General features: G+C 73.1%; 24 protein-coding genes and 1 pseudogene. 16 read left to right on the plus strand and 9 right to left on the minus strand.

Translation table 11 applies throughout. From position 1 onward, the window contains the following. Positions 1 to 52: 52 nt before the first annotated feature. The 5 genes and pseudogenes from ACLGIH_RS25190 to ACLGIH_RS25210 all read right to left on the minus strand — a co-directional run bounded on the left by ACLGIH_RS25190 (position 53) and on the right by ACLGIH_RS25210 (position 3,652). Positions 53 to 718, minus strand: a complete 666-nt coding sequence (locus ACLGIH_RS25190; RefSeq protein WP_416527560.1) for a response regulator transcription factor — start codon at positions 716 to 718, stop codon at positions 53 to 55. After that, a complete protein-coding gene (locus ACLGIH_RS25195) occupies positions 715 to 2,232 on the minus strand; it encodes a sensor histidine kinase (RefSeq protein WP_416527561.1) in 1,518 nt (505 codons plus the stop codon). The genes ACLGIH_RS25190 and ACLGIH_RS25195 overlap by 4 nt, the downstream gene beginning before the upstream one ends. Beyond that, entirely contained in the window at positions 2,150 to 2,461 is a 312-nt protein-coding gene (locus ACLGIH_RS25200; RefSeq protein ID WP_416527562.1) for a small secreted hydrophilic protein, read from the minus strand. The genes ACLGIH_RS25195 and ACLGIH_RS25200 overlap by 83 nt, the downstream gene beginning before the upstream one ends. 122 nt (positions 2,462 to 2,583) lie before the next feature. Further along, positions 2,584 to 2,865, minus strand: a complete 282-nt coding sequence (locus tag ACLGIH_RS25205; protein ID WP_332882426.1) for an Lrp/AsnC family transcriptional regulator — start codon at positions 2,863 to 2,865, stop codon at positions 2,584 to 2,586. Then, positions 2,862 to 3,652: pseudogene (locus tag ACLGIH_RS25210) on the minus strand (rhomboid family intramembrane serine protease). The gene ACLGIH_RS25205 and the pseudogene ACLGIH_RS25210 overlap by 4 nt, the downstream one beginning before the upstream one ends. 158 nt (positions 3,653 to 3,810) lie before the next feature. Between ACLGIH_RS25210 and ACLGIH_RS25215 the strand changes: the two are divergent. The 5 genes from ACLGIH_RS25215 to ACLGIH_RS25235 all read left to right on the plus strand — a co-directional run bounded on the left by ACLGIH_RS25215 (position 3,811) and on the right by ACLGIH_RS25235 (position 9,313). Further along, positions 3,811 to 4,050, plus strand: a complete 240-nt coding sequence (locus ACLGIH_RS25215; protein WP_055541554.1) for a hypothetical protein — start codon at positions 3,811 to 3,813, stop codon at positions 4,048 to 4,050. Between the two features lie 113 nt (positions 4,051 to 4,163). After that, complete coding sequence (locus tag ACLGIH_RS25220; RefSeq protein ID WP_416527563.1) at positions 4,164 to 5,507, plus strand: NYN domain-containing protein; 1,344 nt, start codon at positions 4,164 to 4,166, stop codon at positions 5,505 to 5,507. A gap of 232 nt (positions 5,508 to 5,739) precedes the next feature. Further along, positions 5,740 to 6,780 carry a C40 family peptidase gene (locus tag ACLGIH_RS25225; RefSeq protein ID WP_416527564.1) on the plus strand — a complete coding sequence of 347 codons (1,041 nt, stop codon included), beginning with the start codon at positions 5,740 to 5,742 and terminating at the stop codon, positions 6,778 to 6,780. A gap of 221 nt (positions 6,781 to 7,001) precedes the next feature. Further along, the gene (locus ACLGIH_RS25230) at positions 7,002 to 8,018 is read left to right on the plus strand and encodes a C40 family peptidase (RefSeq protein WP_416527565.1); all 1,017 of its coding nucleotides are present in this window, start codon (positions 7,002 to 7,004) and stop codon (positions 8,016 to 8,018) included. 104 nt (positions 8,019 to 8,122) lie between these two features. Further along, the gene (locus ACLGIH_RS25235; protein ID WP_416527566.1) at positions 8,123 to 9,313 is read left to right on the plus strand and encodes a hypothetical protein; all 1,191 of its coding nucleotides are present in this window, start codon (positions 8,123 to 8,125) and stop codon (positions 9,311 to 9,313) included. Positions 9,314 to 9,443: 130 nt separating this feature from the next. Here the strand turns inward: ACLGIH_RS25235 and ACLGIH_RS25240 are convergent, their stop codons facing one another. After that, on the minus strand, positions 9,444 to 10,682 hold the full coding sequence (locus ACLGIH_RS25240) for a glycosyltransferase 87 family protein (protein ID WP_416527567.1): 1,239 nt from the start codon (positions 10,680 to 10,682) through the stop codon (positions 9,444 to 9,446). Between the two features lie 119 nt (positions 10,683 to 10,801). On the opposite strand from ACLGIH_RS25240, the gene ACLGIH_RS25245 reads away from it, so the two are divergent. Beyond that, positions 10,802 to 11,944, plus strand: coding sequence for a glycosyltransferase family 4 protein (locus ACLGIH_RS25245; RefSeq protein ID WP_416527568.1), 1,143 nt, complete (start codon positions 10,802 to 10,804; stop codon positions 11,942 to 11,944). 104 nt (positions 11,945 to 12,048) lie between these two features. On the opposite strand, the gene ACLGIH_RS25250 is transcribed toward ACLGIH_RS25245, so the two are convergent. After that, entirely contained in the window at positions 12,049 to 13,845 is a 1,797-nt protein-coding gene (locus tag ACLGIH_RS25250) for an AMP-dependent synthetase/ligase (RefSeq protein WP_416527569.1), read from the minus strand. Between the two features lie 295 nt (positions 13,846 to 14,140). Between ACLGIH_RS25250 and ACLGIH_RS25255 the strand changes: the two genes are divergently transcribed. From ACLGIH_RS25255 to ACLGIH_RS25285, 7 genes are all read left to right on the plus strand, one after another. Next, positions 14,141 to 14,938, plus strand: coding sequence for a metallophosphoesterase family protein (locus ACLGIH_RS25255; protein ID WP_416527570.1), 798 nt, complete (start codon positions 14,141 to 14,143; stop codon positions 14,936 to 14,938). 185 nt (positions 14,939 to 15,123) lie between these two features. Beyond that, positions 15,124 to 15,564 (plus strand): SRPBCC family protein, encoded by a 441-nt coding sequence (locus ACLGIH_RS25260; protein ID WP_416527571.1) that lies wholly within the window; start codon positions 15,124 to 15,126, stop codon positions 15,562 to 15,564. A 247-nt stretch (positions 15,565 to 15,811) separates the two neighbouring features. Next, positions 15,812 to 16,984: an ArsA family ATPase gene (locus ACLGIH_RS25265; RefSeq protein WP_416527572.1), complete on the plus strand. Its 1,173-nt coding sequence runs from the start codon at positions 15,812 to 15,814 to the stop codon at positions 16,982 to 16,984. A gap of 82 nt (positions 16,985 to 17,066) precedes the next feature. Then, the gene (locus ACLGIH_RS25270) at positions 17,067 to 17,627 is read left to right on the plus strand and encodes a DUF5304 domain-containing protein (protein WP_416527573.1); all 561 of its coding nucleotides are present in this window, start codon (positions 17,067 to 17,069) and stop codon (positions 17,625 to 17,627) included. 67 nt (positions 17,628 to 17,694) lie between these two features. Next, complete coding sequence (locus tag ACLGIH_RS25275) at positions 17,695 to 18,648, plus strand: ROK family glucokinase (RefSeq protein ID WP_416527574.1); 954 nt, start codon at positions 17,695 to 17,697, stop codon at positions 18,646 to 18,648. A 146-nt stretch (positions 18,649 to 18,794) separates the two neighbouring features. Continuing rightward, positions 18,795 to 19,577 (plus strand): endonuclease/exonuclease/phosphatase family protein, encoded by a 783-nt coding sequence (locus ACLGIH_RS25280; RefSeq protein WP_416527575.1) that lies wholly within the window; start codon positions 18,795 to 18,797, stop codon positions 19,575 to 19,577. A 57-nt stretch (positions 19,578 to 19,634) separates the two neighbouring features. Continuing rightward, positions 19,635 to 20,549 (plus strand): IS982 family transposase, encoded by a 915-nt coding sequence (locus ACLGIH_RS25285; protein ID WP_416527576.1) that lies wholly within the window; start codon positions 19,635 to 19,637, stop codon positions 20,547 to 20,549. Between the two features lie 33 nt (positions 20,550 to 20,582). Here ACLGIH_RS25285 and ACLGIH_RS25290 read toward each other — a convergent pair whose 3' ends face one another. Continuing rightward, on the minus strand, positions 20,583 to 21,221 hold the full coding sequence (locus tag ACLGIH_RS25290; RefSeq protein WP_416527577.1) for a hypothetical protein: 639 nt from the start codon (positions 21,219 to 21,221) through the stop codon (positions 20,583 to 20,585). Then, positions 21,214 to 22,017, minus strand: coding sequence for an alpha/beta hydrolase (locus ACLGIH_RS25295; RefSeq protein WP_416527578.1), 804 nt, complete (start codon positions 22,015 to 22,017; stop codon positions 21,214 to 21,216). Before ACLGIH_RS25295 ends, ACLGIH_RS25290 begins: the two co-directional genes overlap by 8 nt. A gap of 164 nt (positions 22,018 to 22,181) precedes the next feature. Here ACLGIH_RS25295 and ACLGIH_RS25300 point away from each other — a divergent pair, with 164 nt between their 5' ends. From ACLGIH_RS25300 to ACLGIH_RS25310, 3 genes are read left to right on the plus strand one after another with little or no spacing between them, the layout of a single operon-like run. Beyond that, positions 22,182 to 23,012 carry a lysophospholipid acyltransferase family protein gene (locus tag ACLGIH_RS25300; protein WP_416529468.1) on the plus strand — a complete coding sequence of 277 codons (831 nt, stop codon included), beginning with the start codon at positions 22,182 to 22,184 and terminating at the stop codon, positions 23,010 to 23,012. 33 nt (positions 23,013 to 23,045) lie between these two features. Further along, the gene (gene macS, locus ACLGIH_RS25305; RefSeq protein ID WP_416527579.1) at positions 23,046 to 24,281 is read left to right on the plus strand and encodes a MacS family sensor histidine kinase; all 1,236 of its coding nucleotides are present in this window, start codon (positions 23,046 to 23,048) and stop codon (positions 24,279 to 24,281) included. After that, on the plus strand, positions 24,274 to 24,951 hold the full coding sequence (locus ACLGIH_RS25310; RefSeq protein ID WP_416527580.1) for a response regulator: 678 nt from the start codon (positions 24,274 to 24,276) through the stop codon (positions 24,949 to 24,951). Before macS ends, ACLGIH_RS25310 begins: the two co-directional genes overlap by 8 nt. Positions 24,952 to 25,009 lie beyond the last annotated feature (58 nt).

Raw genomic sequence — 25,009 nt, forward strand, 5'->3', positions numbered from 1 at the left:
CGAGGCTTCACGCGGGCGGTGAGCCGTCGATGAGCCGAGGATGAAGAAAACCTCACCAGGCCGGCAGCCGGTACCCCATGCCGCGCACCGTCTGAAGCGCCTGCGCCCCGAGTTTCTTGCGCAGCGCCCGCACATACACGTCCACGATGTTGGACCCGGGGTCGAAGTCGTAGCCCCACACGTGCGACAGGATCTGCTCGCGGGAGAGCACCTGCCCCGGGTGGCGCAAGAACAGCTCCAGCAGCACGAACTCACGTGCCGTCAGATCGACGGTGCGCTCCCCGGACCGGGCCCGGCGGGTGCGCAGGTCCAGGCTGAGCGCCCCCGACTTCAGCACCGTCACCTCCGGCGCCCGCGCCGCCGTACGCAGCCGGAGCCGCACCCGGGCGAGCAGTTCCTCGAAGCGGAACGGCTTGGTCATCCAGTCGTCGGCGCCGCCCTCCAGGCCGGCCACCGTGTCCCGTACGGAGTCCCGGGCGGTCAGCACGATCACCGGGGTCGTCACCCGGGCCTCGCGCAGCTCGCGCAGGACCGTGAAGCCGTCCCGGCCGGGCAGCCCGATGTCCAGGACGACCAGGTCGAAGCCGCCGGTCAGGGCGTACTCGTAGCCCGCCTCGCCGTCGGCGACGGCGGTGGTGGTGAAGCCGTTGGCGCGCAGTCCCTTCTCCACGAAGGCGGCGATGCGTTCCTCGTCCTCGACGATGAGGATGCGGTTCATGGGCGTGTCTCTTCCAGGGTGAGTACGAAGGTGGCGCCGCCGCCTTCGGTGTCGTGCAGCCGGACCCGTCCGCCGTGGCCCTCGGCGATCGCTTTGACGATGGACAGCCCGAGCCCGGCGCCCGAGCCGCGCGCCCCGCGCCGGGCCGTGCCGCGCCGGAACCGCTCGAAGATCACCTCGGCGTCCGAGGACTGCACCCCGGGGCCTGAGTCGGCGACGTACAGGGCGATCGCTCCGCCCTCGGCGCGGGAGCCGATGCGGATGGTCTGGCCGGTGGTGGTGTGCTGCACGGCGTTCTGCGCGAGCTGCACCATGGCCTGGGTGATGCGCTGCGGGTCCAGGCGGACCTCGCGGTCGGCGACCTCGGCCAGCACCCAGTCGCGCTCGCCGAGGGTGCGGGCCTTGACGTAGACGTCGGCGGTGAGTTCGGCGAGCTGCACCGGTTCGGGGGTGACGAAATCGGGGCGTTCGGCCTTGGCGAGCAGCAGCAGGTCCTCGACGATCCGGCTCATCCGGTCCAGTTCGTCGGTGACCAGCCGGACGGTCTCCTCGCGTTCGGCGGGGTCGTCGCCCATCAGCTCCAGGTGGCCGCGCACGATGGTGATCGGGGTGCGCAGTTCGTGCCCGGCGTCGTCGACGAACTGCCGCTGGGTGCCGAAGGCGCGCTCCAGGCGGTCCAGCATCGCGTTGAACGTCTCGGCGAGGGCGGCCACGTCGTCGTGGCCGTGCACCGGGATGCGCCGGGTGAGGTCCTGCTCGGTGAGCTGCGCGGCGGTGGTGCGCACCAGCCGCACGGGCTTGAGGATCCGGCCGGCGACCACCCAGGCGATGCCGATCGTCATCAGCAGGGCGACGCCGGAGATGGCGAGCAGGACCCGGAACACCTCGTCCGCGCGCGCCTGCTCGCGCCCGGGGTGGAAGGCGACCACGAAGGCCGCCGCCGGTTCGCCGCCGTACCGGGCCACGGTGACCTTGGCCCAGCGGATGTCGCCCTCCGGCCGGTGCAGGGTGCCGGTGGAGTCGGGCGAGGCGTAGATGCGGCGCTCGGCGTCGGAGTCCTTGTGCAGGGGCAGGGCCACCGGGATCTCGCGCTGCTGGATGATGTGCGCCGGGTCGCCGCCCGGCTTGCCCACCAGGCCGATCAGCTCCTCGTCCAGGTCGGCGTACTGCCGTTGCAGGAAGACCTCCAGCAGCCGTTCCGGCTCGGTGAACGGGCGGCCGGTCTCCGGGTCGAAGCCCTGCTCCTCGAAGTTGGCGAACTCGGCCGCCTCCTGGGCCAGCAGGCCGTTGATCCGCTGGTCGGTGTCGCGCAGCAGGATCGAACGGGTGGTCGCGGCCACCGAGGCGAGCGCGACGGCCATCACGAGCAGCAGCCAGAGCAGGATGCGGACCCGGGCGGAGATCCGCCGCCTCTCGCGCGTCCCGCCGCGGTCAGCCGTCGTCGCCCGGCCCGTCGTCGTCGCCTCCGTCGAAGGCTCCGTCGTCCCCGGTGTTCCGGCCGCGGTCGTCGTCATCGTCCTCATCCGGGGGGCTGTCGGTCACCGGCGGCCGGGACACCACCTGGTCGCTGGGCGTCGGCTCGGGCCGGGCGGGTGCGGGCGTCGGGGAGCCGCTCTCCAGCTCCACCTTGGCCGGGACCTTCGGTTCGGGGGGAGAGTCGGTGAGCGCGAAGCTGGTCGCGGCGATGCCGAGGGGGATCAGGACGACGGCGCCCAGCGCCGCCATCCGCCGTGAGAAGACCATGCCTGTCATGCTGCGCCGGGCAGCGTGCCCTGCGGATGAGTCCCGGATGAAGAACTCTTCATCCGGCCCTGGGGGAAGCGCCCCGGGGGGCGCCCCGGGGGAGCGCCCCGGAGTGGCGGCGCCTAGTTGTCCAGGCCGATCGAGAACGCGGCCTCCAGGTCGTGCTGCGAGTACGTGCGGAACGCCACGTGCGTGTCCGTGCCCTCCACGCCCGGGATCTTGCTGATGCGGCCGGGGATGACCTCCGCCAGCTCCTCGTGCTCCGTCACCCGCACCATGGCGATCAGGTCGTAGGTGCCGGTGACGGAGAAGACCTCGCTGACGTTCTCCAGCGCGGCGATCCGCTCCGCGATCTCGGGGATCCGGTCCACGCTGGTCTTGATGAGGACGATCGCGGTGATCACGGCTGGTTCTCTCCCTCGGGGCCGGTCGCTGGGGCGCTCCTCACTCTAGTCGTACGCCCGCGGCCCGGGCCGCGGGCCCGAACCGCGTCCAGGCGTAGCAGAAGCCCAGACCGAAGCCCACCAGGTGGGCCAGGTAGGCCACCCCGGGGCCGTCGCCGGCCCGGCCCGCCGCCAGCCACTGCAGGGCCGCCCAGAACGGCAGCACCACCCAGGCCGGGAACCGCAGCGGCAGGAAGAAGAGGAACGGCAGGAGACTGGTCACCCGGGCGCGCGGGAACAGGTACAGGAACGCGCCGAGGATCGCCGAGATCGCCCCGGAGGCGCCCACCAGGGACTGCTGCGAGTGGGCGTTGGCCACCGCGTAGCCGAGCAGCGCCAGGTAGCCGCAGCCGAGGTAGAACAGGAGGAACTGGAGCCGGCCCATCCGTTCCTCGGTCATCGCCCCGAAGACATAGAGGAACAGCATGTTGCCGAGCAGGTGCACCCAGCTGCCGTGGACGAACAGCGCCGTGGCCGGGGTCAGGGCGGCACGGGGGGAATCCTCGAACAGTTCTGCGGGGATCACGCCCCAGTGGCGGAACCAGGCGCGCTGCGCGGCGAGCAGGTCGTCGCCCGTGCCGTACGCCGGGTTGACGCCCGCCGCGGGCCCGACCAGGAAGATCAGGCAGCACACGGCGATCAGCCCGTACGTCACCGGCGCCGCAGAGCCCCTGCTCGTGCGGCCCGAGCCGACCGTCCGGACCCTCCGGACCGCCCTGCCGACGGCCCCGCTCCACTTGCGGATCATGAGTACAGAGCATGACGTAACCGGACGCAACCGGCCGGACCGCCTCGCCGCCGTGGACGGACGGGCGCCCGGGAGCCGCCAGGCCGTAGGGTTACGAGCCACACGCCCCGGGGAGTCCGTGGCGTCGCGGACACTGGAAGAAAGCGAACACAGTCACGATGACGGTTCCCCTGCCGACCGCCACCACGCGGTGGCGCTGCACCCTCTGTGGCAACCTCACCCGGTTCGACGTGACCCGCTCGTCGAAGGTCGTCGAGTACGTTCACCTCGACCTGGCCGGTGAGCCGAAGGTCGAGGAGCGCGAGGTGGTCAGTGAGACCATCGAGTCGGTGCGGTGCCGCTGGTGCAATGCCGTGGACCAGGTGGAGCTGGTGGACAGGCCGGGCGCCGGCTCCTGACGCCGGGGGCGCCCCGCTCGAGGGACGTCGAGAGCGGGAGAGGACCCGGCGCGGGCGACCGGCGTACGGTACCGGGATCGCGGCACGACGGTAATCGGCAATCGAGGTGACGGATGGTGGAGACACACGGCGGGGGGCCGGGCGACGGCGCCGCTGAGGTGCTCGACCGTCCACTGCCCGACGGCGTGCGCCGCCGGGTCGTGCAGATCGTGTCCGACGGCTTCGGCGGACTGACCTCGGCCGAACTGCCCACCCAGCTGCGGCAGTACGCCCGTTTCGCCCCGAACCGCCGGGCCAAGTTCGCGGGCAACGCCATGGCCGCCGCCCTGGAGACCGACCCGCTGTTCCGGCAGCGCATCGGCGACCGGCTCAGAGAAGCCCAGCCGGAACTCTCCGGGGCCCTCGACTCCGGCTCCCCGCCCCCGGCCGCGGACCCGCTCGACGTGGCGGCCGCGGCCTACGTACTGCGTCCGGCCGGCTGGGTGAAGCTGGTGGCCGCCGCCGGTGAGGAGGCGCAGCGGGCGGACGCCGAGCGCGCCGACGAGGAGAGCCGGGCGGAGCTGGAGCGGCTGCGCGCGGAGCTGGCCCGGGCCCGGGAGCACACCAAGGCCGAGACCGAGCGGCTGCGCGGTGAACTGGACGCCGCGAAGAAGGAGACGGAGTCGCTGCACCGCAAGCTGCGCTCCGCGCTGAGCGACGTCAAGCGCGGCGAGGCGGCCCTGCGCAAGGCGCACGCCGAGATGGATGCCGTACGCACCGAGGGACAGGCCCAGGTGTCCGCCGCCGAGAGCGAGACCCGGCGGCTCAAGGCGCGGCTCGGGGAGGCGGAGGCGGCCCTGGAGGCGGCGCGCCGGGCCGCCCGCGAGGGGCGCAGCGTCGAGGACATGCGGGTCCGGCTGCTGCTCGACACCCTGCTGGACGCGACCCAGGGGCTGCGCCGGGAGCTGGCCCTGCCGCCGGTCTCCGTGCGGCCCGCCGAGACCGTGGACGCCGTCGAGCCCGGCCGGATGACGCCGAAGGACATCGCCGCCCGCGCCCTGTCCGAGAACGACCCCGCCATCCTCGACCAGCTCCTGGCGCTGCCGCAGGCCCATCTGGTCGTCGACGGCTACAACGTCACCAAGACCGGCTATCCCCAGATGCCGCTGGAGAAGCAGCGCCTGCGGCTGCTCGGCCAGCTCTCGCAGCTCGCCGCGCAGACCGGCGCCGAGGTGACGTGCGTCTTCGACGGGGCGGAGCTGGCCGCGCCGGTGCTGCTCGCGCCGCCGCGCGGGGTGCGGGTGCTGTTCTCCAAGCCGGGCGTCACCGCCGACGAGCTGATCCGCCAGCTGGTCCGGGCCGAGCCGCCCGGCCGGCCCGTCATCGTCGCCTCCACCGACCGCGAGGTGGCCGACGGGGTGGCGCGTGCGGGGGCGCGGCCGGTGGCGTCGGCGGTGCTGCTGAAGAGGCTTACCTGACCCCTCCGTCGCATCCGCCCCAACGGCAACGTACAGGGCCTATGCCCGAATTGACGGAGTCGTCACGCAACGTAGCGTCAATCAAGTGTCACCCCTGGTGAGTTGAGGCAAAGAATGCGGTGCGTGACGGTGATTTTTCCGCGGAGGATTTGAACTGATCACGAGTGGGTCACTAGGGTCTGGCCTCGAACCCGCGATCGGGTGATCACTCACACGAAGGAGTTCGCCTCCCGTGGCGTCCCACCGTCGACCCAAGCAGCCCAGCCGCGCGCGCGTCACCGTGCTGACGACCGCCGCGGCCGCCGCTGTCGCCCTCAGCTCGCAGGCCGCCAACGCCGCGCCCAGCGAGAAGCCCAGCAAGGATGAGGTCAAGGCCAAGGTCGACAAGCTCTACCAGCAGGCGGAGCAGGCCACCGAGAAGTACAACGGGGCCAAGGAGAAGCAGGAGAAGCTCCAGAAGGAGATCTCCACCATCCAGGACAACGTCGCCCGCGGCCAGGCGGAGCTCAACGAGCTGCGCGACGGCCTCGGTTCGATGGCGAGTGCCCAGTACCGCTCCGGTGGCATCGACCCCTCGGTGCAGCTGTTCCTCTCCGCGGACCCGGACGACTACCTCGACAAGGCCTCCACGCTCGACCAGTTGAGCGGCCAGCAGGTCGAGGCGCTGAAGAAGATCCAGGAGAAGCAGCGCGACCTGGCCCAGCAGCGTGCCGAGGCCTCCGAGAAGCTCAAGGACCTCTCCTCCACCCGCACCGAACTGGGCAAGAAGAAGAAGGAGGTCCAGGGCAAGCTCGCCGCCGCGCAGAAGCTGCTGAACAGCCTCACCGCCGCGGAGAAGGCCGCGCTGGCCGCCGAGGAGCAGCGCGCCACCCGCACCAGCGAGCGCACGGCCCTGTCCGACGCCCCGGTGTCCGCCTCCGGCCGGGCCGGCGCGGCCTTCTCCGCCGCGCAGAGCAAGCTCGGCACGCCCTACGTCTACGGCGCCACCGGCCCGTCCTCCTTCGACTGCTCGGGCCTGACCTCCTGGGCCTACGCCCAGGCCGGCGTCTCCATACCCCGCACCTCCGAGGCCCAGTCCGGCATCGGCACGCGCATCACCTCCGTCAACGACCTCCAGGTCGGCGACCTGGTCTTCTTCTTCAACGACCTGCACCACGTCGGCCTCTACGCCGGCAACGGCCAGGTCATCCACGCCCCGCGCACCGGCACGGTCGTCCGGTACGAGTCGATGAACACCATCGGCGGCCCGTTCATGTGGGGCGTCCGCGTCTGACCCCGCGCGGGCCCCGCCCGACCGTCTCCGCGATCAACCCGACATGCCGCCCGAACGGGCGAATCCCCGGGCCGTGCGCTGACCCCGCGCCCCGCCGCTGACCTGCGTCGGCGGCGGGGCGCCGGGGCACGTGCCCACTTCAGGTCGTTGGAGGGCGCCCCGCAGCGGGGCTACTGTCTGCCGCGTTTCCCTGTCCGCCAGCGGAAGGAGCGCGGCTTCCCGTGGGGTCCCATCGCCGCCTTGCACCGACCGGGTCCGACCGGCGTGCCCGTCTCACCATCGGGCTGCTCACGGCCGCCGCGGCGGCCCTGGGCGCCGTACCGGCCGCCGTGGCCGCGCCGCACGACGACACCCGTGCCGAGGTGGACCGCCTCCACCAGGAGGCGGAGAAGGCGACCGAGGCCTACAACAAGGCCGACGAGCGCACCGACGCCCTGCGCAAGGAGGTCGACACCGCCCAGGACAACATCGCCCGGCAGCTGAAGCGCATCAACTCCATGCGGGGTGCTCTCGGTTCGCTGGCCGGAGCCCAGTACCGCTCCGGCGGCCTCGACCCCTCCCTCGCGCTGCTGTTCTCCGAGGACCCGGACGACTACCTCGACAAGGCGTCCGCCCTCGACCGGATCAGCGCCCACCACGCCGGTGCGCTCGAGGAGCTCCAGGAGGCCATGCGCGGACTCGCCCAGGACCGCGCGGAGGCCACCCGGAAGCTCGCCGAGCTGAGCAAGAGCCGCAAGGCGGTGGCCGCCCACAAGAAGACGGTGGAGCGCAAGCTCGCCGAGGCCCGCCGGCTGCTCAACTCCCTGCCCGACGAGGAGCGCGACGCCTACGGCCGCGCCTCCCGCTCCGGCCGCACCGACCTGCCCGACCTCACCGGCGCGGCCCCCGCCTCGGGCCGGGCGGGGGCCGCCGTCGCCGCCGCGCAGTCCGCCGTCGGCAAGCCCTACGTCTGGGGCGCCAACGGGCCCGCCGGCTTCGACTGCTCGGGCCTGACCCAGTGGTCGTACGCCCAGGCCGGGATCGCCCTGCCACGCACCTCCCAGGCCCAGGCCGGGGCGGGCCGGCGGATCCCCCTCTCCCAGGCACGGCCGGGCGACCTGGTCACCTACCGGGACGACGCCAGCCACGTCGGCATGTACGTGGGCAACGGCCAGGTCATCCACGCGCCCTACCCCGGCGCCCCGGTGCGCTACGACCCGGTCGGCATGATGCCGATCTCCTCGGTCACCCGCGTCTGACCTCCCGGCGGGAGACCTTCGGCGGGCCGGGTTCCCCGCCCGCCGGGAACCCGACCGCCGACGCCCTCTCACCTGTGCGGCCCGGCGCCCGTACGATCGGAGGGGTGGCTGGTCGAAGGCGGGTGTCGGGGTCCTCGGTGGTCGTCCTGTGCCTGCTGCTCGTCTCACTGGTCGCCTGTGGTGGCCGGCCCGCGGCCGACGCCGTCACGGTCGAGGTGCAGCGGCTGCTCGACCGGCGGGCCGCCGCCGTGCTGGACCACGACCCGAGCGCCTACGCCGCCACCGGCACCCGCTTCGGCCTCGCCCGCCTGCGGTCCGTGCCGCTGGCCGACTGGTCCTACGAGGTGCGGGACGTGGACCGCAGCGGGAACACCGCCACCGCCGACGTCGCGCTGCGCTACCGCCTCACCGACTACGACCCGGGTCCGGTCACCGTGGCCCGCACCGTGCGGCTGAGCCGGACCGGGGACGGGCGCTGGCGCGTCGACTCCGACCGTCCCGCCCGCGAGTCCGGCCAGCAGCCCTGGGACCAGGGCCCGGTCCGCGTCGTCCACGGCGCCCACAGCCTCGTCCTCGGCGTCGGCCAGTCCGACGGCACCCTGCGCCGGTTCGCCGAGCTGGCCGACCGCGCGGTGCCGGCCGTGTCGGACGCCTGGGACAGCGGCTGGTCCCGGCGGGTCGTCCTGCTGGTGCCCGAGTCGCTGGAGGGGATGGCCGGCCTGCTCGGCTCGCCCGCCTCCTCCTACCGCGGGATCGCGGCCGTCACCACGGGCGAGACGGGCGGCGCGGCCGACGCGCCCGCGGACCGCGTCATCGTCAACCCCGACGCCTACAGCCTGCTCGGAACCCTCGGCAAGCAGGTCGTGCTGACCCACGAGACCACCCACGTCGCCACCCGCGCCCACACCACCCCCGCCACGCCGCTGTGGCTGTCCGAGGGATACGCCGACTGGGTCGGCTACCGCGGCAGCGGCCGCGCCCCGCGGCAGGCGGCCCCGGAGCTGTCCCGGGCGGTGGCCGAGGGGCGGGTGCCCGACGGACTCCCCTCGGACGACGAGTTCGGCTTCGCCGGCGACGCGGCGGAGCTGGCGCGTGCGTACGAGGGCGGCTGGATGGCCTGCCGGATGATCGCCGACCGCTGGGGCGAGGACACCCTGGCCGAGTTCTACCGCGCGGTGGGCGCACACGACCAGCGGGCGGGGGCGGTCGAGGACGCGATGGAGAGCGTCCTCGGGACGACTCCGGAGACGTTCACCGCCGAGTGGCGGGACCGCCTGCGGGCGGAATTCGGCTGAGCCGCCCCTCCGGCCGGGCAGCGCGACGGCGCCGCGCGGCCACGCCCGTACGTCACCACCGCGGCCTTCCACGCCGCGCGGCGGGCGATCCGGCGGGAGGCCGTCCTCGTCCGCGGAGGGACCGGGAGGGTCAGGAGGAGACCGGCGTCCCGCCGGTCCGGGCGGGGTGGGCGGGCAGCGGGGCCGGGGCCGCCCGGCCGGGGACGGTCGCCCGCCACAGGACGCGGGAGGCGGTCACCGTCGCGGCGACCAGCAGGCCGTTGCGCACGAACATCAGGGTGACGCCGAGCGCGTCGCTGGCGACGACGTGGCCGAACCAGACCGGGAACTCCAGCACCGTCACCAGGCTCGCCGCCAGCACCAGGGCGACGGGCACCAGCATCCGGCTCGCCCGGAAGCACAGGCAGACCGCGGCCAGCCCGATCAGCCAGACCATGTACTGAGGGCTGATCACCCGGCTGGTGGTCGTGAACATCAGCACCGCCACGAACGCCGCGTCGGCGGCCGTGTGCGCCTCGAACCGGGTGGCCCTCAGCCGCCACAGCAGCAGCCCGCCGAACGCCATGCCGGTGAGCGTGAGGGCGGCGGTGCTCACCACGTCCACGTACGGGCCGAGGAACTCGACCGAGCCGTAGTTGAGGAGCACCTGCCCCTCCCAGCCGAACTGCCGGGCGACGTGGAAGACCAGCGCGCCCAGCGACTCCACCTCGGTGCCCCGGTCGCGCTGGAACGTCAGGAAGGCGAACGCCCCCGGCATGGCCACGGCGAGGGCCGCGGCCACCACCACCCCGGTGACCGCCGCGGCGGCCCAGGAGACGCGGCTGCGGATGCCGAGCAGCACCAGCGCCGGCCACACCTTCAGCAGCGCGCCGAAGGCCGCCAGCGCCCCGGCCAGCCGGGGGTGCCGGGCGGCGGCGAGCAGCGCGGCCACCGCGACGGCGGTGACCATCACGTCGTAGCGGGCGTACACCGTGGGGCCGAGCAGCGGGACGCCCACCACCCATGCCCAGGCGCCGCGCAGGCTCCCGCCGCCCCGCCGGCCGCCGCGCAGCAGCAGGGCGAGCACCGCCAGGTCGGCGGCGCAGGCCAGGACGTAGAACGCCGTCGGGTAGTCCAGGAACGGCAGCATCCCGGGGGAGAGGATCGCCAGGGCGGCGGCGGGCGGGTACTGCCAGGTGACGTCGTCCAGAGGGAACGTTCCTGTGCGCAGGATCTCGTACCAGCCCTGGTAGATCACGGACACGTCACTGGTGACGTCCGGGCCCGGGAAGACGTACACCTTGAGCACGAACAGCAACAGCATCAGCCTCGTCGCGCCCCATGCCACCGACAGCCATGCCAGGGACCGCCCCGCGCCCGTCGTCTCCACGTGTCCCCTGCCCGTTCGCCTGCCGTTCGATGGATCCATGATGTCCCGAACAGCTGTGTGCGTGCCACACGCATGGGCGGGAACCGTGGTGAACGGGGGCTTCGGTAGGGTCGGCGGCGATGCACAAGACCTTGATCGTGACGAACGACTTCCCGCCCCGGCCGGGCGGCATCCAGGCCTTCCTGCACAACATGGCGCTGCGCCTGGACCCGGACCGGCTGGTCGTCTACGCCTCCACCTGGAAGCGGAGCCGGGAGGGCGTCGAGGCCACCGCCGCCTTCGACGCCGAGCAGCCCTTCACCGTCGTACGGGACCGCACGACGATGCTGCTGCCGACGCCGGGGGCGACCCGGCGGGCGGCCGGGCTGCTGCGCGAGCACGGGTGCACGTCGGTGTGGTTCGGGGCGGCGGCGCCGCTCGGGCTGATGGCACCGGCGCTGCGGAGGGCCGGCGCCCAGCGGCTCGTGGCCACCACCCACGGCCACGAGGCCGGCTGGGCCCAGCTGCCCGCCGCGCGGCAACTGCTGCGCCGGATCGGTGAGTCCACGGACACGATCACCTACCTCGGGGAGTACACGCGGTCCCGGATCGCGGGCGCGCTCACCGACGGGGCCGCCGCGCGGATGGTGCAGCTGCCGCCCGGCGTCGACGAGAAGACCTTCCACCCCGGCAGCGGTGGCGACGAGGTGCGGGCCCGGCTCGGGCTGACCGAGCGGCCGGTGGTCGTGTGCGTCTCCCGGCTGGTGCCGCGCAAGGGGCAGGACACGCTGATCCGGGCCATGCCGCGCATCCTGGCCGCCGAGCCCGACGCCGTGCTGCTGATCGTCGGCGGCGGCCCGTACGAGAAGGACCTGCGCCGCCTCGCCCGCGAGACCGGCGTCGCCGCCTCGGTCCGCTTCACCGGCTCCGTGCCCTGGTCCGAGCTGCCCGCCCACTACGGCGCCGGCGACGTGTTCGCGATGCCGTGCCGGACCCGCCGGGGCGGCCTGGACGTCGAGGGCCTCGGCATCGTCTACCTGGAGGCGTCCGCGACCGGCCTGCCCGTCGTCGCCGGTGACTCGGGCGGGGCGCCCGACGCCGTGCTCGACGGCGAGACCGGCTGGGTGGTGCGGGGCGGCTGCGCCGAGGAGTCCGCCGAGCGGATCGTCACCCTCCTCGGGGACGCCGGACTGCGCCGCCGGATGGGGGAGCGGGGCCGCGCCTGGGTCGAGGAGAAGTGGCGCTGGGACCTGCTCGCGGAGCATCTGAAAACGCTGCTGTAGAGCAGCGCCGCCAAGGGCGGGGAACCGCGCGACCGGCCACCGGCGACCGAAGGCCGCCGGCCCACCGCACCCACCACCCCGGAAGGCACGTGCCCCGCTTCGTTCTACTTCGCGTAGATCGCCTCGATCTCGTCGGCGTAGTCCTTGGCCACCACGTTCCGCTTCAGCTTCAGCGACGGCGTCAGATGCCCCGACTCCTCGCTGAACTGGGCGGACAGAATACGGAACTTGCGCACCGACTCCGCCTTGGACACCGCCGAGTTGCCGTCGTCGATCGCCGACTGGATCGCGGCGAGCAGGTCGGGGTCGTCCCGCAGCGCCGCCGCCGTGGAGCCGGCCGGCTTGCCGTTCTCGGCGCACCAGCGGCCGAGGAACTCCTCGTCGATCGTGACCAGCGCGCCCACGAACGGACGCCCGTCGCCGACCACCATGCACTCGGCCACCAGCGCGTGCGCCCGGATGCGGTCCTCGATCACGGCCGGGGCGACGTTCTTGCCGCCCGCGGTGACCAGGATCTCCTTCTTGCGGCCGGTGATCCGCAGATAGCCGTCCTCGTCCAGGGTGCCGATGTCACCGGTGTGGAACCAGCCGTCGGCCAGCGCCTCCGCGGTCGCGGCCGGGTTGTTCCAGTACTCCTTGAACAGGTGCTCGCCGTGCAGCAGCACCTCGCCGTCGTCGGCGATGCGCACCACCGAGCCCGGCAGCGGCTGACCGACCGTGCCGATCTTCTGCCGGTCCCACGGGTTGAAGGCGGTCGCGGCGCAGGACTCGGTCAGGCCGTAGCCCTCCAGCACCGTGAAGCCGATGCCGCGGAAGAAGTGGCCCAGCCGCTCGCCCAGCGGGGCGCCGCCGGAGATGGCGTACTCGCCCCGGCCGCCGAGCACCGCGCGGAGCTTGCCGTAGACCAGCTTGTCGAAGACCTTGTGCTTGATCTTCAGGCCGACGGACGGGCCGGACGGGGAGTCCAGGGCCTTGCTGTAGGCGATCGCCGTGTCCGCCGCCTTGTCGAAGATCTTGCCCTTGCCGTCCGCCTGCGCCTTCGCGCGCGCCGAGTTGTAGACCTTCTCGAAGACCCGCGGGACGCCCAGGATCAGCGTCGGCCGGAAGGACGCCAGTTCGTCCGTGAGGTTCTTGATGTCCGGGACCGTGCCCAGCTTGATCGGCGCCACCATCGGCGCGATCTGCACCATGCGCCCGAAGACGTGCGCCAGCGGCAGGAAGAGCAGCACACTGCACTCACCGGTGCGGAAGAGGGGCCGCAGCCGCTCCACCACGTTGCCGCACTCCGCGAAGAAGCTGCGGTGGGTGAGCACGCAGCCCTTGGGGCGGCCGGTGGTGCCCGAGGTGTAGACGATGGTCGCCGGGTCGTCGGCCTTGGCGATCGAGCCGCGCTCCTCCACCGCCGCGTCCGTGACGTCCGCGCCGAGCCGCCCCAGCTCCGCCACGGCCCCGGCGTCGATCTGCCAGACGTGCTTGAGCGCGGGCAGCTGCTCGCGCACCGACTCGACGGCGGCGGCGTGCCCGGCCGACTCCACGACGCACGCCGTGGCGCCCGAGTCGCTGAGGATCCACTGCACCTGCTCCGCCGAGCTGGTCTCGTACACCGGCACGGTGACCGCGCCCGCGCACCAGATCGCGAAGTCCAGCAGCGTCCACTCGTAGCGGGTCCGCGACATCAGGCCCACCCGGTCGCCCGGCTGCACCCCGGAGGCGATCAGGCCCTTGGCGGCGGCGTGCACCTCCGCGAGGAACTCCCGGGCGGTCACGTCCTGCCAGGCGCCGCCGGCCTTGCGGGCGATCACGGCGACGTCCGGATGCTGCGCGGCGTTTCTGCGGACGATGTCGGTCAGGTTCCCGTCCGCAGGGACCTCGTACAGGGCCGGAAGGCTGAACTCGCGCAAGACTGCTGCTCCTCATAGGGCGCCGGCGCCACGACGTTGTGTGATGCGACGGTGCGGTCCAAGGCTCGGGCAAGTGCTCGGGGCTTCGCTGTTGAAAACCTGAGCACGTCTGGACTGCCCGGACGTTACCCGCCGGTATGGCTTCTCCGACAGGGGGGCCCGGCGAGATGTTCGCTGCGTCACACGCTGGTGTTTCCTTCGCGCACAGTAGTCGACTCCTCAACCGGCCAGCCAGTAACCGCAGGTCGGACCGCCACTGTTCACAACAGGCGTCCTCTTTCTACGCTTGATCGCCATGACACCCGTACCGGCCGGAAGCCCGACGACACGCATCCACGTGGTCAGCGACGTGCACGGCAACGCCCGCGACCTGGCCCGCGCCGGCGAGGGCGCCGACGCCCTGGTCTGCCTGGGAGACCTGGTCCTCTTCCTCGACTACGCCGACCACTCCCGCGGCATCTTCCCCGACCTGTTCGGCACCGAGAACGCCCGCCGCATCGTCGAGCTGCGCACCGCGCGGCGCTTCGCGGAGGCGCGGGAGTTCGGCGCCCGGCTGTGGGGCGGCATCGAAGGGGACCGGCACGCGGTGATCGAGAAGGCGGTGCGCAAGCAGTACGCCGAGCTGTTCGCCGCGTTCCCCACACCGACGTACGCCACCTACGGCAATGTCGACATGCCGCTCCTCTGGCGGGACTACGCCGGTCCCGGCACGACCGTGCTCGACGGTGAGCGGGTGGAGATCGGCGGCCGGGTGTTCGGCTTCGTCGGCGGCGGGCTGCGCACCCCGATGCGCACCCCCTACGAGATCGGCGACGAGGAGTACGCCGCGAAGATCGAGGCCGTCGGCGAGGTGGACGTGCTGTGCACGCACATCCCGCCGGAGGTGCCGGAACTCGTCTACGACACGGTGGCACGGCGCTTCGAGCGGGGCAGCCGGGCGCTGCTGGAGGCCATCCGCCGCACCCGCCCCCGGTACGCGCTCTTCGGCCACGTTCACCAGCCGCTGGTACGGCGGATGCGGATCGGGGCGACCGAGTGCGTGAACGTCGGGCACTTCGCGTCCACCGGGCGCCCGTGGGTCATGGAGTGGTGAACGGTGAGCCCCGGTGGGCCCCGGGGCGCGAGCCGCGGTGAGCCCCGTGGGCCGTCGCCGTGCGCCGTGGCCGAAGCCGCGCAGGTGGGGGTGACGGCACCCCCGTCCGTGCGCGGTAGCCTTCACGCTGCACCCACGTGCGTACGCAACCTCATTACCGGCCCGCATCTGGAGGAGCCACGGCGATGGCGGAACACACCAGCTCGAGCATCACGATCGAGGCGCCACCGGCCGACGTCATGGGGGTGATCTCCGACTTCGCCCGCTATCCGGACTGGACCGGCGAGGTGAAGGAGGCCGAGGTGCTCGCCACCGACGCCCAGGGCCGCGCCGAGCAGGTCCGGCTGGTCATGGACGCCGGGGCGATCAAGGACGACCAGACGCTGGCCTACACCTGGAACGGCGAGCACGAGGTGTCCTGGACGCTGGTGAAGTCCCAGATGCTGCGCGCCCTCGACGGCACGTACCTCCTCGAGCCCGCGGGCACCGGCACCGAGGTCACCTACCGGCTCACCGTCGACGTCAAGATCCCGATGCTCGGCATGATCAAGCGCAAGGCCGAGAAGGTCATCATCGACCGGGCCCTGGCGGGGCTGAAGAAGCGGGTGGAGTCGGGTGCGCAGTAGCCCACCGGAGAGACCGGTGCCGTGACCGCGGGCAGTCGTGCCCGCCCCCGCGTGCCCGAGCGGCCCGGCAGGTTCCCCGGGGCGGCACCGACGGGTGCCGGGGGCGCCCCCTGCGGGGGAGGCACATCGCCGACGGCGCGGGTCCGGCGTGTCTCGGCCCGTCGGCCCGGGGCGGTACGCGGCCCGCGTGCGCTGCCCCGATGCACCCCACGTTTGACCGCCGCGCGCAAAGGTACCGTTCAGCCTCATGCGCACCCTCCTGATCACGGGCCCCGGCGGCAGCGGTCGCTCCACCGTCGCCGCCGCCACCGCGCTCGCCGCCGCCCGTGCGGGCACCCGCACCCTGCTCCTCGGCGCCGACCGCGACGACACCCTCGGCGCCGCCCTCGGCACGCGCACCGGCCCCGACCCGGCCCGGGTCGAGGACGGCCTCACCGTCCGGCGCCCCGACCCGGCCCGGGGCTTCCGCGACGACCTCGCCGCCCTCCAGGACCGCGCCTCCACCGCCCTCGACCTGCTCGGCGCCACCCGCCTCGACCCCGAGGAGCTGACCCCGCTGCCCGGCGCCGAGGAACTCGCCCTGCTGCGCGCCCTGCGCGACGCCGCCCTCGCCGAGGCGCACGACCTCCTCGTCGTCGACCTCCCGGCCGCCCCGCGCGCCCTCGCCCTGCTCGCCCTGCCCGAGGAACTCCGCCGCTACCTGCGCCGCCTGCTGCCGCCGGAACGGCAGGCCGCCCGCGCCCTGCGCCCCGTCCTGGGCCGGCTCGCCGGGGTCCCGATGCCCGCCGAGTCGCTGTACGAGGCCGCCGCCCGCTGGGACCTGGAACTCGCCGCCGCCGAGGCCGTCGTCGCCGACCGGAACACCGTGGTCCGGCTGGTCGCCGAGCCCGGCCCGGCCGGTGCCGACGCCGTCCGCACCGCCGTCCTCGGCCTCGCCCTGCGCGGCCTGCGGCCGGACCTGCTGGTCGCCAACCGGGTGCTGCCCGAGGACGCCCCCGCCGACAGCTGGCTGGCCGGCCCCGTCGTCCAGCAGCGCAAGATCATGGAGGAGTGGCGGGAGTCGTACGACGTCCGTCCCGTCGCGCACCTCGGGCGGGACCCGCGCGGCACGGACGACCTCGCCGCCCTCGCCGCCCCCGGCGTCAACCCGGGGGCGCCCCCGGTCGAGTGGCCCGTCACCGACCGGATCGCCGACGACGGGGTCCTGGTCTGGCACATCCCGCTGCCCGGCGCCATACGGGACGAGCTGGACCTCGTCCGGCGCGGCGACGAACTGGTGGTCACCGCCGGACCGTTCCGCCGAATCGTGCCGCTGCCGTCCGCGCTGCGCCGCTGCACCGTCGACGGGGCCGCCCTGCGCGAGGGTGAGCTGCGCGTACGATTCGCGCCCGACCCGCGGCTGTGGCCCCGGAGCCGGTGAACCGGTGCGCCCCCGGAGCCGGTGAATCCGGTACGGCCGTTCGGGTAACGTCGTAGGGACGAACCGTAGTCAGGAGTCCGTCATGAGCGAAGAGCTCCCCCCGTCCGACGCCGCCCGCGACGACGCCGCGGACCGGGCCGACGCGACAGACACGACAGACGCAGCCGAGGAGGTGCGGGCGACCGACGCCGACGCGTGGGCGACCGCGTGCGCCGAGGACCTGGAGGCGGAGAAGGCCCGCCGCCGTGCCGAGCACGGTCCGCCCCCCGGCTCGGCCGCCGAGGAACTGCGCCGGCTCGTCGACACCGTCGCCGAGAAGCTCTCCGGTCTCCAGTCCCCGCTGTTCGGGGCGGTCGCCGGGCCCGCCGCCCAGCAGGTGGTCCGGCAGGTCGTCGAGCAGGCCAGGGCCGCGGTCGAGCCGGTCATCGAACGCAACCCCGACGTCTTCGACCACCTCGCGGCGGCCGGGAACGAACTGCTCGCCGCCTACCGCTCCGCGGTCCAGAACCAGGAGCGCCGCTGGACCGCGGGAGCCGCCGGGGACCAGCACGTCGGCGACCCCCGGGACCCGCGTGACCTGGATGAACGTCCTGACGAGGGCGACGAGGGCACCGGCCCCGGACAGCGCATCGACTTGGACTGACGGTCCCGTGCGGCAGGGCCTCGGGTACGGTTGGCCGTAGCGGGGCTCGACCGAAACTGAGGGATTCATGGGACTCACCATCGGCGTCGACATCGGCGGCACGAAGATCGCGGCCGGCGTGGTCGACGAGGAAGGCAACATCCTCTCGACCCACAAGGTGCCGACCCCGGGCACGCCCGAGGGCATCGTGGACGCCATCGCCTCCGCGGTGGAGGGCGCACGCGTGGGGCACGACATCGTCGGCGTGGGCATCGGCGCCGCCGGATACGTCAACCGCCAGCGCTCCACGGTCTACTTCGCGCCCAACATCGACTGGCGCCAGGAGCCGCTGAAGGAGAAGGTCGAAGCCCGCGTCGGCCTTCCGGTCGTCGTGGAGAACGACGCCAACGCCGCGGCCTGGGGCGAGTACAAGTTCGGCGGCGGCAAGAGCCACCGCAACGTCATCTGCATCACCCTCGGCACCGGCCTCGGCGGCGGCATCATCATCGGCAACAAGCTGCGCCGCGGCCACTTCGGCGTGGCCGCCGAGTTCGGCCACATCCGGATGGTGCCGGACGGCCTGCTGTGCGGCTGCGGCTCGCAGGGCTGCTGGGAGCAGTACGCCTCCGGCCGCGCCCTCGTCCGGTACGCCAAGCAGCGTGCCAACGCCACCCCGGAGCAGGCCGAGATCCTCCTCGGTCTCGGGGACGGCACCCCCGACGGCATCGAGGGCAAGCACATCTCCATGGCCGCCCGGCAGGGCTGCCCGGTCGCCGTCGACTCCTACCGCGAGCTGGCCCGCTGGGTCGGCGCGGGCCTGGCCGACCTGGCCTCCCTCTTCGACCCGTCCGCCTTCATCGTCGGCGGCGGCCTGTCCGACGAGGGCGAACTGGTCCTGGGCCCGATCCGCAAGTCCTACAAGCGCTGGCTGGTCGGCGGCAACTGGCGCCCGGTCGCCGAGGTTCGCGCCGCCGAGCTGGGCAACAAGGCGGGCCTGGTGGGCGCGGCCGACCTGGCGAGGGAACCCGACCCGATCATGTAGCGCTCACGTTCCGAGAAACGGCGCCCGCACGCCGGCCAGGGGCGCGGGGAACTGCGCGACCAACCCCACAACCGGAAGTCGCACACTCACCTCGCGCCCCGAGCTATGGGGCGCCAACAACGCCGGGCCCCCGTACATTGACCCGCATGGCAACGTCCCCTCCGGCGCTTCCCATCTCTCGTACCGAACCCGACGGTTCCGCGGTCATCCGCGTCCTGAGCTACAACATCCGCTCGATGCGCGACGACACCGCCGCCCTCGCCCGGGTGATCAGGGCCTGCGCCCCCGACCTGGTCCTGATCCAGGAAGCCCCTCGCTTCTTCCGCTGGCGCAAGAAACTGGCCCGGCTGGCCCGCGCCGCCGACCTGGTGGTCCTCTCCGGCGGCGCCACCGCCGCCGGCCCCGCGTTGCTCTCCTCGCTGCGTGCCACCGTGGAGCGCACGGAGGACGTGCTGCTCCCGCTCACCCCCGGACTGCACCGCCGTGGCTTCGCCACCGCCGTCGTCCGCTTCGGCGGGGTCCGGCTCGGTGTCCTGTCCTGCCATCTGTCACTGCAGAAGGACGAGCGGTACGAGCAGGGCGGCATGCTGCTGGACCGGCTCGCCGGCCTGGGCGTGCCCCACGCGGTCGCGGGCGGCGACCTCAACGAACGCCCCGACGGGCCGACCTTCCGGCGGCTCGCCGCGCAGCTCCAGGACTGCCGGGCCACCGCGCCCTGGGGCGGCGACCCCACCTCCACCCCGGCCGACCCGCACCAGCGCATCGACGCGGTCTTCGCGACCAAGGGCATCGAGGTGCTGGGCTGTGGGGTGCCGCACGGACTGCCGGGCGTGACCGAGGACGACCTGAGGGCGGCCACGGACCACCTTCCGGTCCTGGCCGCGCTCAAGGTGCCGGCCACCCCGGGCAGCCACCTGCCGGCCGCCTAGATGGTTGATTCCAAGGAATAGCTGCGCAGACGGAGCGAGGGTGCCCACTCTCAGTGTGTGACGACCGAGATAGACACCCTCGCAACTGCACTGTACGTGCGGGTCGATGACCTGTTGAAGACTTCGCCGGATCTGGCGCCGTGGCGACCTCGGGTGGGCCTGGAACCGAAGCTGAGCGATGCGGAGCTGGTCACCCTGGCGGTGATGCAGGCCCTGCTGGGCTTTGTCTCCGAGGCCCGGTGGCTGCGCTATGCCCACGCCCACCTGCGCGGCCTGTTTCCGTATCTGCCGCAGCAAAGCGGCTGGAACAAGCGGCTGCGCCGGGCGGCCGGACTGATCCGCCATGTCATGCGGGCAGTGGCCCGCGACACCGCGTTCTGGCACGACGACGTGTGGATCGTCGACTCCACCCCCGTGGAGTGCGGCCGCTCGAAGGAGACCGCGAAACGCTCCGACCTGGCCGGATGGGCCGAGTACGGCTACTGCGCCAGCCACTCCCGCTTCTTCTGGGGCCTGCGGCTGCATGTGGTGTGCACCCTGCACGGCCTGCCCGTCGCCTTCGCGCTTGCCGGTGCCAAGGCCGTCGAGCGCGAGGTGCTGCTGGACATCCTCACCATTGAACCGGCGCTGCTTGCCGGCCGACCGCCCCCGACCCTCCTGGCCGACCGCAACTACTACGGCCGCGACTTCGAGCGGCAGCTCACCGACCTCGGTGTCCGGCTGCTGCGGCCGGCCCGCAAGGGCGAACCCCAACGGGCCGGAGCCGAGCTCTTCAAGCCGCTGCGGCAGCTGATCGAGTCGGTCAACCAGACCCTCAAGAGCCAGCTCGACCTCGAACGGCATGGCGGCCGTACCCCCGGCGGAGTAGCCGTCCGCGTCCTGCAACGACTCCTCGCCCTCACCACGGCGATCTGGCACAACCACCACACCGGCGGCCCGGTCATCCGCTCACTGACCGCCTACGACCACTGACCTTGGAATCAATCATCTAGGGCAGGGCCCGGATCAGACGACGGCCCCCCGGCCCGGATCGTCCTCGTCCTCGTCGTCTTCCCGCATCCGCATCACCAGCGTGGCGAAGCCGCCGAGGAAGCCGCCGATGCTCAGGGTCGTCAGCCACCAGGTCATGTGCCAGCCGAGCAGCACCGCCAGCAGCAGCAGAACCGGACCGCCGAGCACGCCCAGCCAGGCGAACTTGGCGGTCACGTCCGCCTCCGGCAGCGGGGGCGGCTCCGGCGGCACGAAGTGGCCCTCGTCGCCCTCGTCGAAGTCGTCGTCGGAGGGCTCGGCCGGACTGTGGTCGCGCGGGCCGGTGCCGACGCCGGGCGCGAAGGCGACGGAGCCGCCCAGCGGCCGGACCGGCGCGGCGGGCAGCTCCTCCTCGGGCCGCTCCTCCGCGGGCCGCTCGTCGTTGGTCCCGGCCTCCAGACGGGCCAGGTCCTCGACCGACTTGAACGGCTTGGCGCCCGGCGGGTCCGGCGGCTCGTCCCCGTACCCGGCGACGATCGCCGCCCAGGCCGCGTCCTCGTCGATGGGCACGGCCTGTTCCTCCGGCACACCCCGATCCCGGTCCGCGCGCTCGTCCCGCTCGTCCCGCTCCTCGCGGTCCTCACGGTCCTCGCGGTCGGCGTCGTGCTCAGCCACCTGCGGTCGTCCCTTCCTTGCCGAGGCCGGGCTCCGGCTCCTTGACGGAACCGGGCGCGAGCCGGGCGACGAACGCCGCGCTCTCCGCGAAGATCCGGTCCGCGTCGTAGTCCAACGTCGCCACGTGGTAGCTCTGTTCCAGCAGGATCTCCGTCACGTCCGTCGACGACACCCGGCTGAGGATGCGGGCCGCGTCGGCGGGCGGCACCACATGGTCCTGCGGGCTGCGCAGCAGCAGCAGCGGCTGCGTGACCTGCGGCAGCTCGCCGTCGACCAGCCGGAAGAAGGACCGCAGCGAGTGCGCCGCGTGCAGCGGGACCTTGTCGTACCCCAGCTCCGTCGTCGACGGCTTGGCGATGTCGCTGGCGATGCCCCGCGTCGCGGGCACCAGGTGACGGATCACCGGCAGGGCGTGCTGGGCGACGCCGTGCATCCGGTTCGCCGGGTTGACGACCATCACCCCGCTGACCGCGTCCCCGTGCCGGGCCGCCAGCCGCAGGGCCAGGGCGCCGCCCATGGAGAGCCCGGCCACGAACACGCGCGCGCAGCGTTCGCGCAGCAGGCGCAGCTCGCGGTCCACCTCCGCGTACCAGTCCGGCCAGCCGGTGAGCTGCATGTCCTCCCAGCGTGTGCCGTGGCCGGGCAGCAGCGGCAGGGCGACGGTCAGACCACGCCCGGCGAGGTACTCCGCCCAGGGGCGCAGCGACTGGGGGGAACCGGTGAAGCCGTGGCAGAGGAGGACGCCGACTTCCCCGCCCTCGTGGCGGAACGGCTCGGCTCCGGGGAGGACCGGCACGTTTCGGTCTCCTGTTCGTGAAGGGGCTGGCACGTCGGGACTTGCAGGTACTTCACCGTACGCGACCGCACTGACACCGACCAGGGCCGCAGCCGCCCCGGCCGATGCTCCGGGATAAGGTCTCCTCGACACACACAGGAGGCACTCGGTTGTTGTACGGCGCGATGAAGGTCACCGTCGGGGGCTCGTTGAAGCTTGCCTTCCGGCCCTGGGTGGAGGGCCTGGAGAACGTCCCCGCCGAGGGCCCGGCGATCCTGGCCAGCAACCACCTGTCGTTCTCCGACTCGTTCTTCCTGCCGGCGGTCCTCGACCGCAAGGTGACCTTCATCGCCAAGGCGGAGTACTTCAACACACCCGGCGTGAAGGGCCGGCTGACCGCCGCGTTCTTCAAGGGGGTCGGACAGCTCCCGGTGGACCGCTCCGGCGCGCGCGGCGCGGGGGAGGCCGCCATCAAGAGCGGCATAGAGGTCCTGGAGCGCGGCGAGCTGTTCGGCATCTACCCCGAGGGGACCCGCTCGCCCGACGGGCGGCTGTACCGGGGCAAGCCGGGCGGCCTCGCGCGCGTGGCGCTCGCCACGGGAGCGCCGGTCGTCCCGGTCGCCATGATCGACACCGAGAAGATCCAGCCGCCCGGCAAGGTCGTGCCGAAGCTGATGCGGCCGGGCATCCGGATCGGCAGGCCGCTGGACTTCAGCCGCTACCAGGGCATGGAGCACGACCGCTTCGTGCTCCGCGCGGTGACCGACGAGGTCATGTACGAAATCATGAAGCTCTCCGGCCAGGAGTACGTCGACATGTACGCGACCGCCATGAAGCGGCAGCTCGCGGAGGCGGCGAAGGCCGAGAAGGAGGCGGGCAAGGCGGCGAAGGCCGCGCTCGCCCGCGCGGAGAAGGAACAGGCCGAGAAGGAACAGGCCGAGAAGGAACAGTCCCAGCGGGAGCGGGACGAGAAGGGACGGGCCCAGCAGGCCGACAAGGAGCGGGACGAGAAGTAGCCGCAGCGGGCCGGGCCGGACGGGGTGGGGGAGATGGCCAAGCGCGAGCGTGTCATGAGGATGTCCGTCGAGCAGCCGCTGTGGCGCGCGCTCACGGCGTACCGCGTGCTCACCATGCTGTACGCGATCGGCCTGTTCGGCACCGCCCACGACCGGTTCGTCCGCCCCTGGCTGGCCGTCGCCTACTTCGCCGTCCTGGCCGTCTGGACCCTGGCCACCCTCCACAAGGTCGCGAACGCCGCCGCGTGCACCAAGCGCTTCCTCACCGCCGACCTGACCATCGCGCTCACCGGCATTCTGCTCACCCCCCTCGCCGACGCGCCGGAGCGGATCGCGGACGGCGGCCCCACCATGCCGTCCATATGGACCGCCGGCTCGGTGCTGGCCTTCGCGATCAAGGGCGGCTGGCGCTGGGCGGCGCTCGCCTCCACACTCGTCGCCGTCGCCAATCTCATCGAACGCGGCGGCCCCGCCCGCGACACCGTGCACAACGTGATCCTGGTCTGGGTCGCCTCCATCGCCATCGGCTACGTCGTCGAGGTCGCCCGCGCCTCCGAGCGCACCCTCGCCCGCGCCCTGGAGATCGAGGCGGCGACCCGGGAGCGGGAGCGGCTGGCACGGGACATCCACGACAGCGTGCTCCAGGTCCTGGCGATGGTGCAGCGTCGCGGCGCCGTCCTCGGTGGCGAGGCGGCGGAGCTGGGCCGCCTCGCGGGCGAGCAGGAGGTGGCCCTGCGCACCCTGGTCTCCGGCGGCATGGTGCCCGTCTCCCGGGTGTCGGAGGACGCCGCCGAGGGCGCCGTCGTACGGGCGGTGGAGGAACCGGAGACGGACGAACCGGCCGGTCCCGTCGACCTGCGCACGCTGCTCGCCCCCTGTGCCGGCGCCCGCGTCAACCTCGCCGAGCCCGGAGCGCCGGTACTGCTGGCCCCCGACACCGCACGGGAGATGACCGCCGCCGTCGGCGCCGCCCTGGACAACGTCCGCAAGCACGCCGGTGAGCACGCGCGCGCGTGGATCCTGATCGAGGACGAGCCGGACGAGGTGATCGTCACCGTCCGCGACGACGGCCCCGGCATCCCCGAGGGCCGGCTCGACGAGGCCGAGGGCGAGGGCCGGCTCGGCGTCGCCCTGTCGATCCGGGGGCGGCTGCGCGACCTCGGCGGCACGGCGGACCTGGTCTCGGTGCCGGGACAGGGCACCGAGGTCGAGCTGAGAGCACCGAAGAACAGCAGTACGGCACGGGGGAAGGCGACGGCCGATGAGTGAACGACAGGACCCGATCAAGGTCATGGTGGTCGACGACCACCCCATGTGGCGCGACGCCGTCGCCCGGGATCTGGCCGAGTCCGGCTTCGACGTGGTCGCCACCGCCGGCGACGGCGACCAGGCCGTGCGCCGGGCCCGGGCCGCCGCACCCGACGTCCTCGTGCTCGACCTCAACCTGCCCGGCAAGCCGGGCGTACAGGTCTGCAAGGAGGTCGTCGGCGCCGCCCCGACGGTGCGCGTCCTGGTGCTGTCGGCCAGCGGTGAGCACGCCGACGTCCTGGAGGCGGTGAAGTCCGGGGCCACCGGTTACCTCCTGAAGTCGGCGTCCACGGAGGAACTGCAGGACGCGGTACGCCGTACGGCCGCCGGCGATCCGGTCTTCACACCCGGCCTGGCCGGCCTGGTCCTCGGCGAGTACCGCCGTCTCGCCTCCGAACCGGCCCCGGCGCAGGACACCGGCAAGCCGGACACCCCGCGCCTGACCGACCGGGAGACCGAGGTGCTGCGGCTGGTCGCCAAGGGCCTGAGCTACAAGCAGATCGCCGAACGCCTGGTCATCTCCCACCGCACCGTGCAGAACCACGTCCAGAACACCCTGGGCAAGCTCCAGTTGCACAACCGCGTGGAGCTGGTGCGGTACGCGATAGAGCGCGGCCTGGACGACGCGTAGCCACGCGGAGCCGGGGTGTTCCCCGGCCGATCGCCGTATATTCGCGGGGAGCAGGACA

It is taken from the genome of Streptomyces hamibioticus, assembly GCF_047946815.1.
Taxonomy (GTDB): Bacteria; Actinomycetota; Actinomycetes; order Streptomycetales; family Streptomycetaceae; genus Streptomyces.

Coding starts and splice junctions, on each gene's coding strand:
- ACLGIH_RS25260 (WP_416527571.1), top strand. CDS start 15,124: ATGGCGGAACACACCAGCTCGAGCATCACGATCGAGGCGCCACCGGCC.
- ACLGIH_RS25280 (WP_416527575.1), top strand. CDS start 18,795: ATGGCAACGTCCCCTCCGGCGCTTCCCATCTCTCGTACCGAACCCGAC.
- ACLGIH_RS25245 (WP_416527568.1), top strand. CDS start 10,802: ATGCACAAGACCTTGATCGTGACGAACGACTTCCCGCCCCGGCCGGGC.
- ACLGIH_RS25275 (WP_416527574.1), top strand. CDS start 17,695: ATGGGACTCACCATCGGCGTCGACATCGGCGGCACGAAGATCGCGGCC.
- ACLGIH_RS25300 (WP_416529468.1), top strand. CDS start 22,182: ATGAAGGTCACCGTCGGGGGCTCGTTGAAGCTTGCCTTCCGGCCCTGG.
- ACLGIH_RS25190 (WP_416527560.1), bottom strand. CDS start 718: ATGAACCGCATCCTCATCGTCGAGGACGAGGAACGCATCGCCGCCTTC.
- ACLGIH_RS25195 (WP_416527561.1), bottom strand. CDS start 2,232: ATGACGACGACCGCGGCCGGAACACCGGGGACGACGGAGCCTTCGACG.
- ACLGIH_RS25215 (WP_055541554.1), top strand. CDS start 3,811: ATGACGGTTCCCCTGCCGACCGCCACCACGCGGTGGCGCTGCACCCTC.
- macS (WP_416527579.1), top strand. CDS start 23,046: ATGGCCAAGCGCGAGCGTGTCATGAGGATGTCCGTCGAGCAGCCGCTG.
- ACLGIH_RS25265 (WP_416527572.1), top strand. CDS start 15,812: ATGCGCACCCTCCTGATCACGGGCCCCGGCGGCAGCGGTCGCTCCACC.
- ACLGIH_RS25200 (WP_416527562.1), bottom strand. CDS start 2,461: ATGGTCTTCTCACGGCGGATGGCGGCGCTGGGCGCCGTCGTCCTGATC.
- ACLGIH_RS25270 (WP_416527573.1), top strand. CDS start 17,067: ATGAGCGAAGAGCTCCCCCCGTCCGACGCCGCCCGCGACGACGCCGCG.
- ACLGIH_RS25310 (WP_416527580.1), top strand. CDS start 24,274: ATGAGTGAACGACAGGACCCGATCAAGGTCATGGTGGTCGACGACCAC.
- ACLGIH_RS25220 (WP_416527563.1), top strand. CDS start 4,164: ATGGTGGAGACACACGGCGGGGGGCCGGGCGACGGCGCCGCTGAGGTG.
- ACLGIH_RS25255 (WP_416527570.1), top strand. CDS start 14,141: ATGACACCCGTACCGGCCGGAAGCCCGACGACACGCATCCACGTGGTC.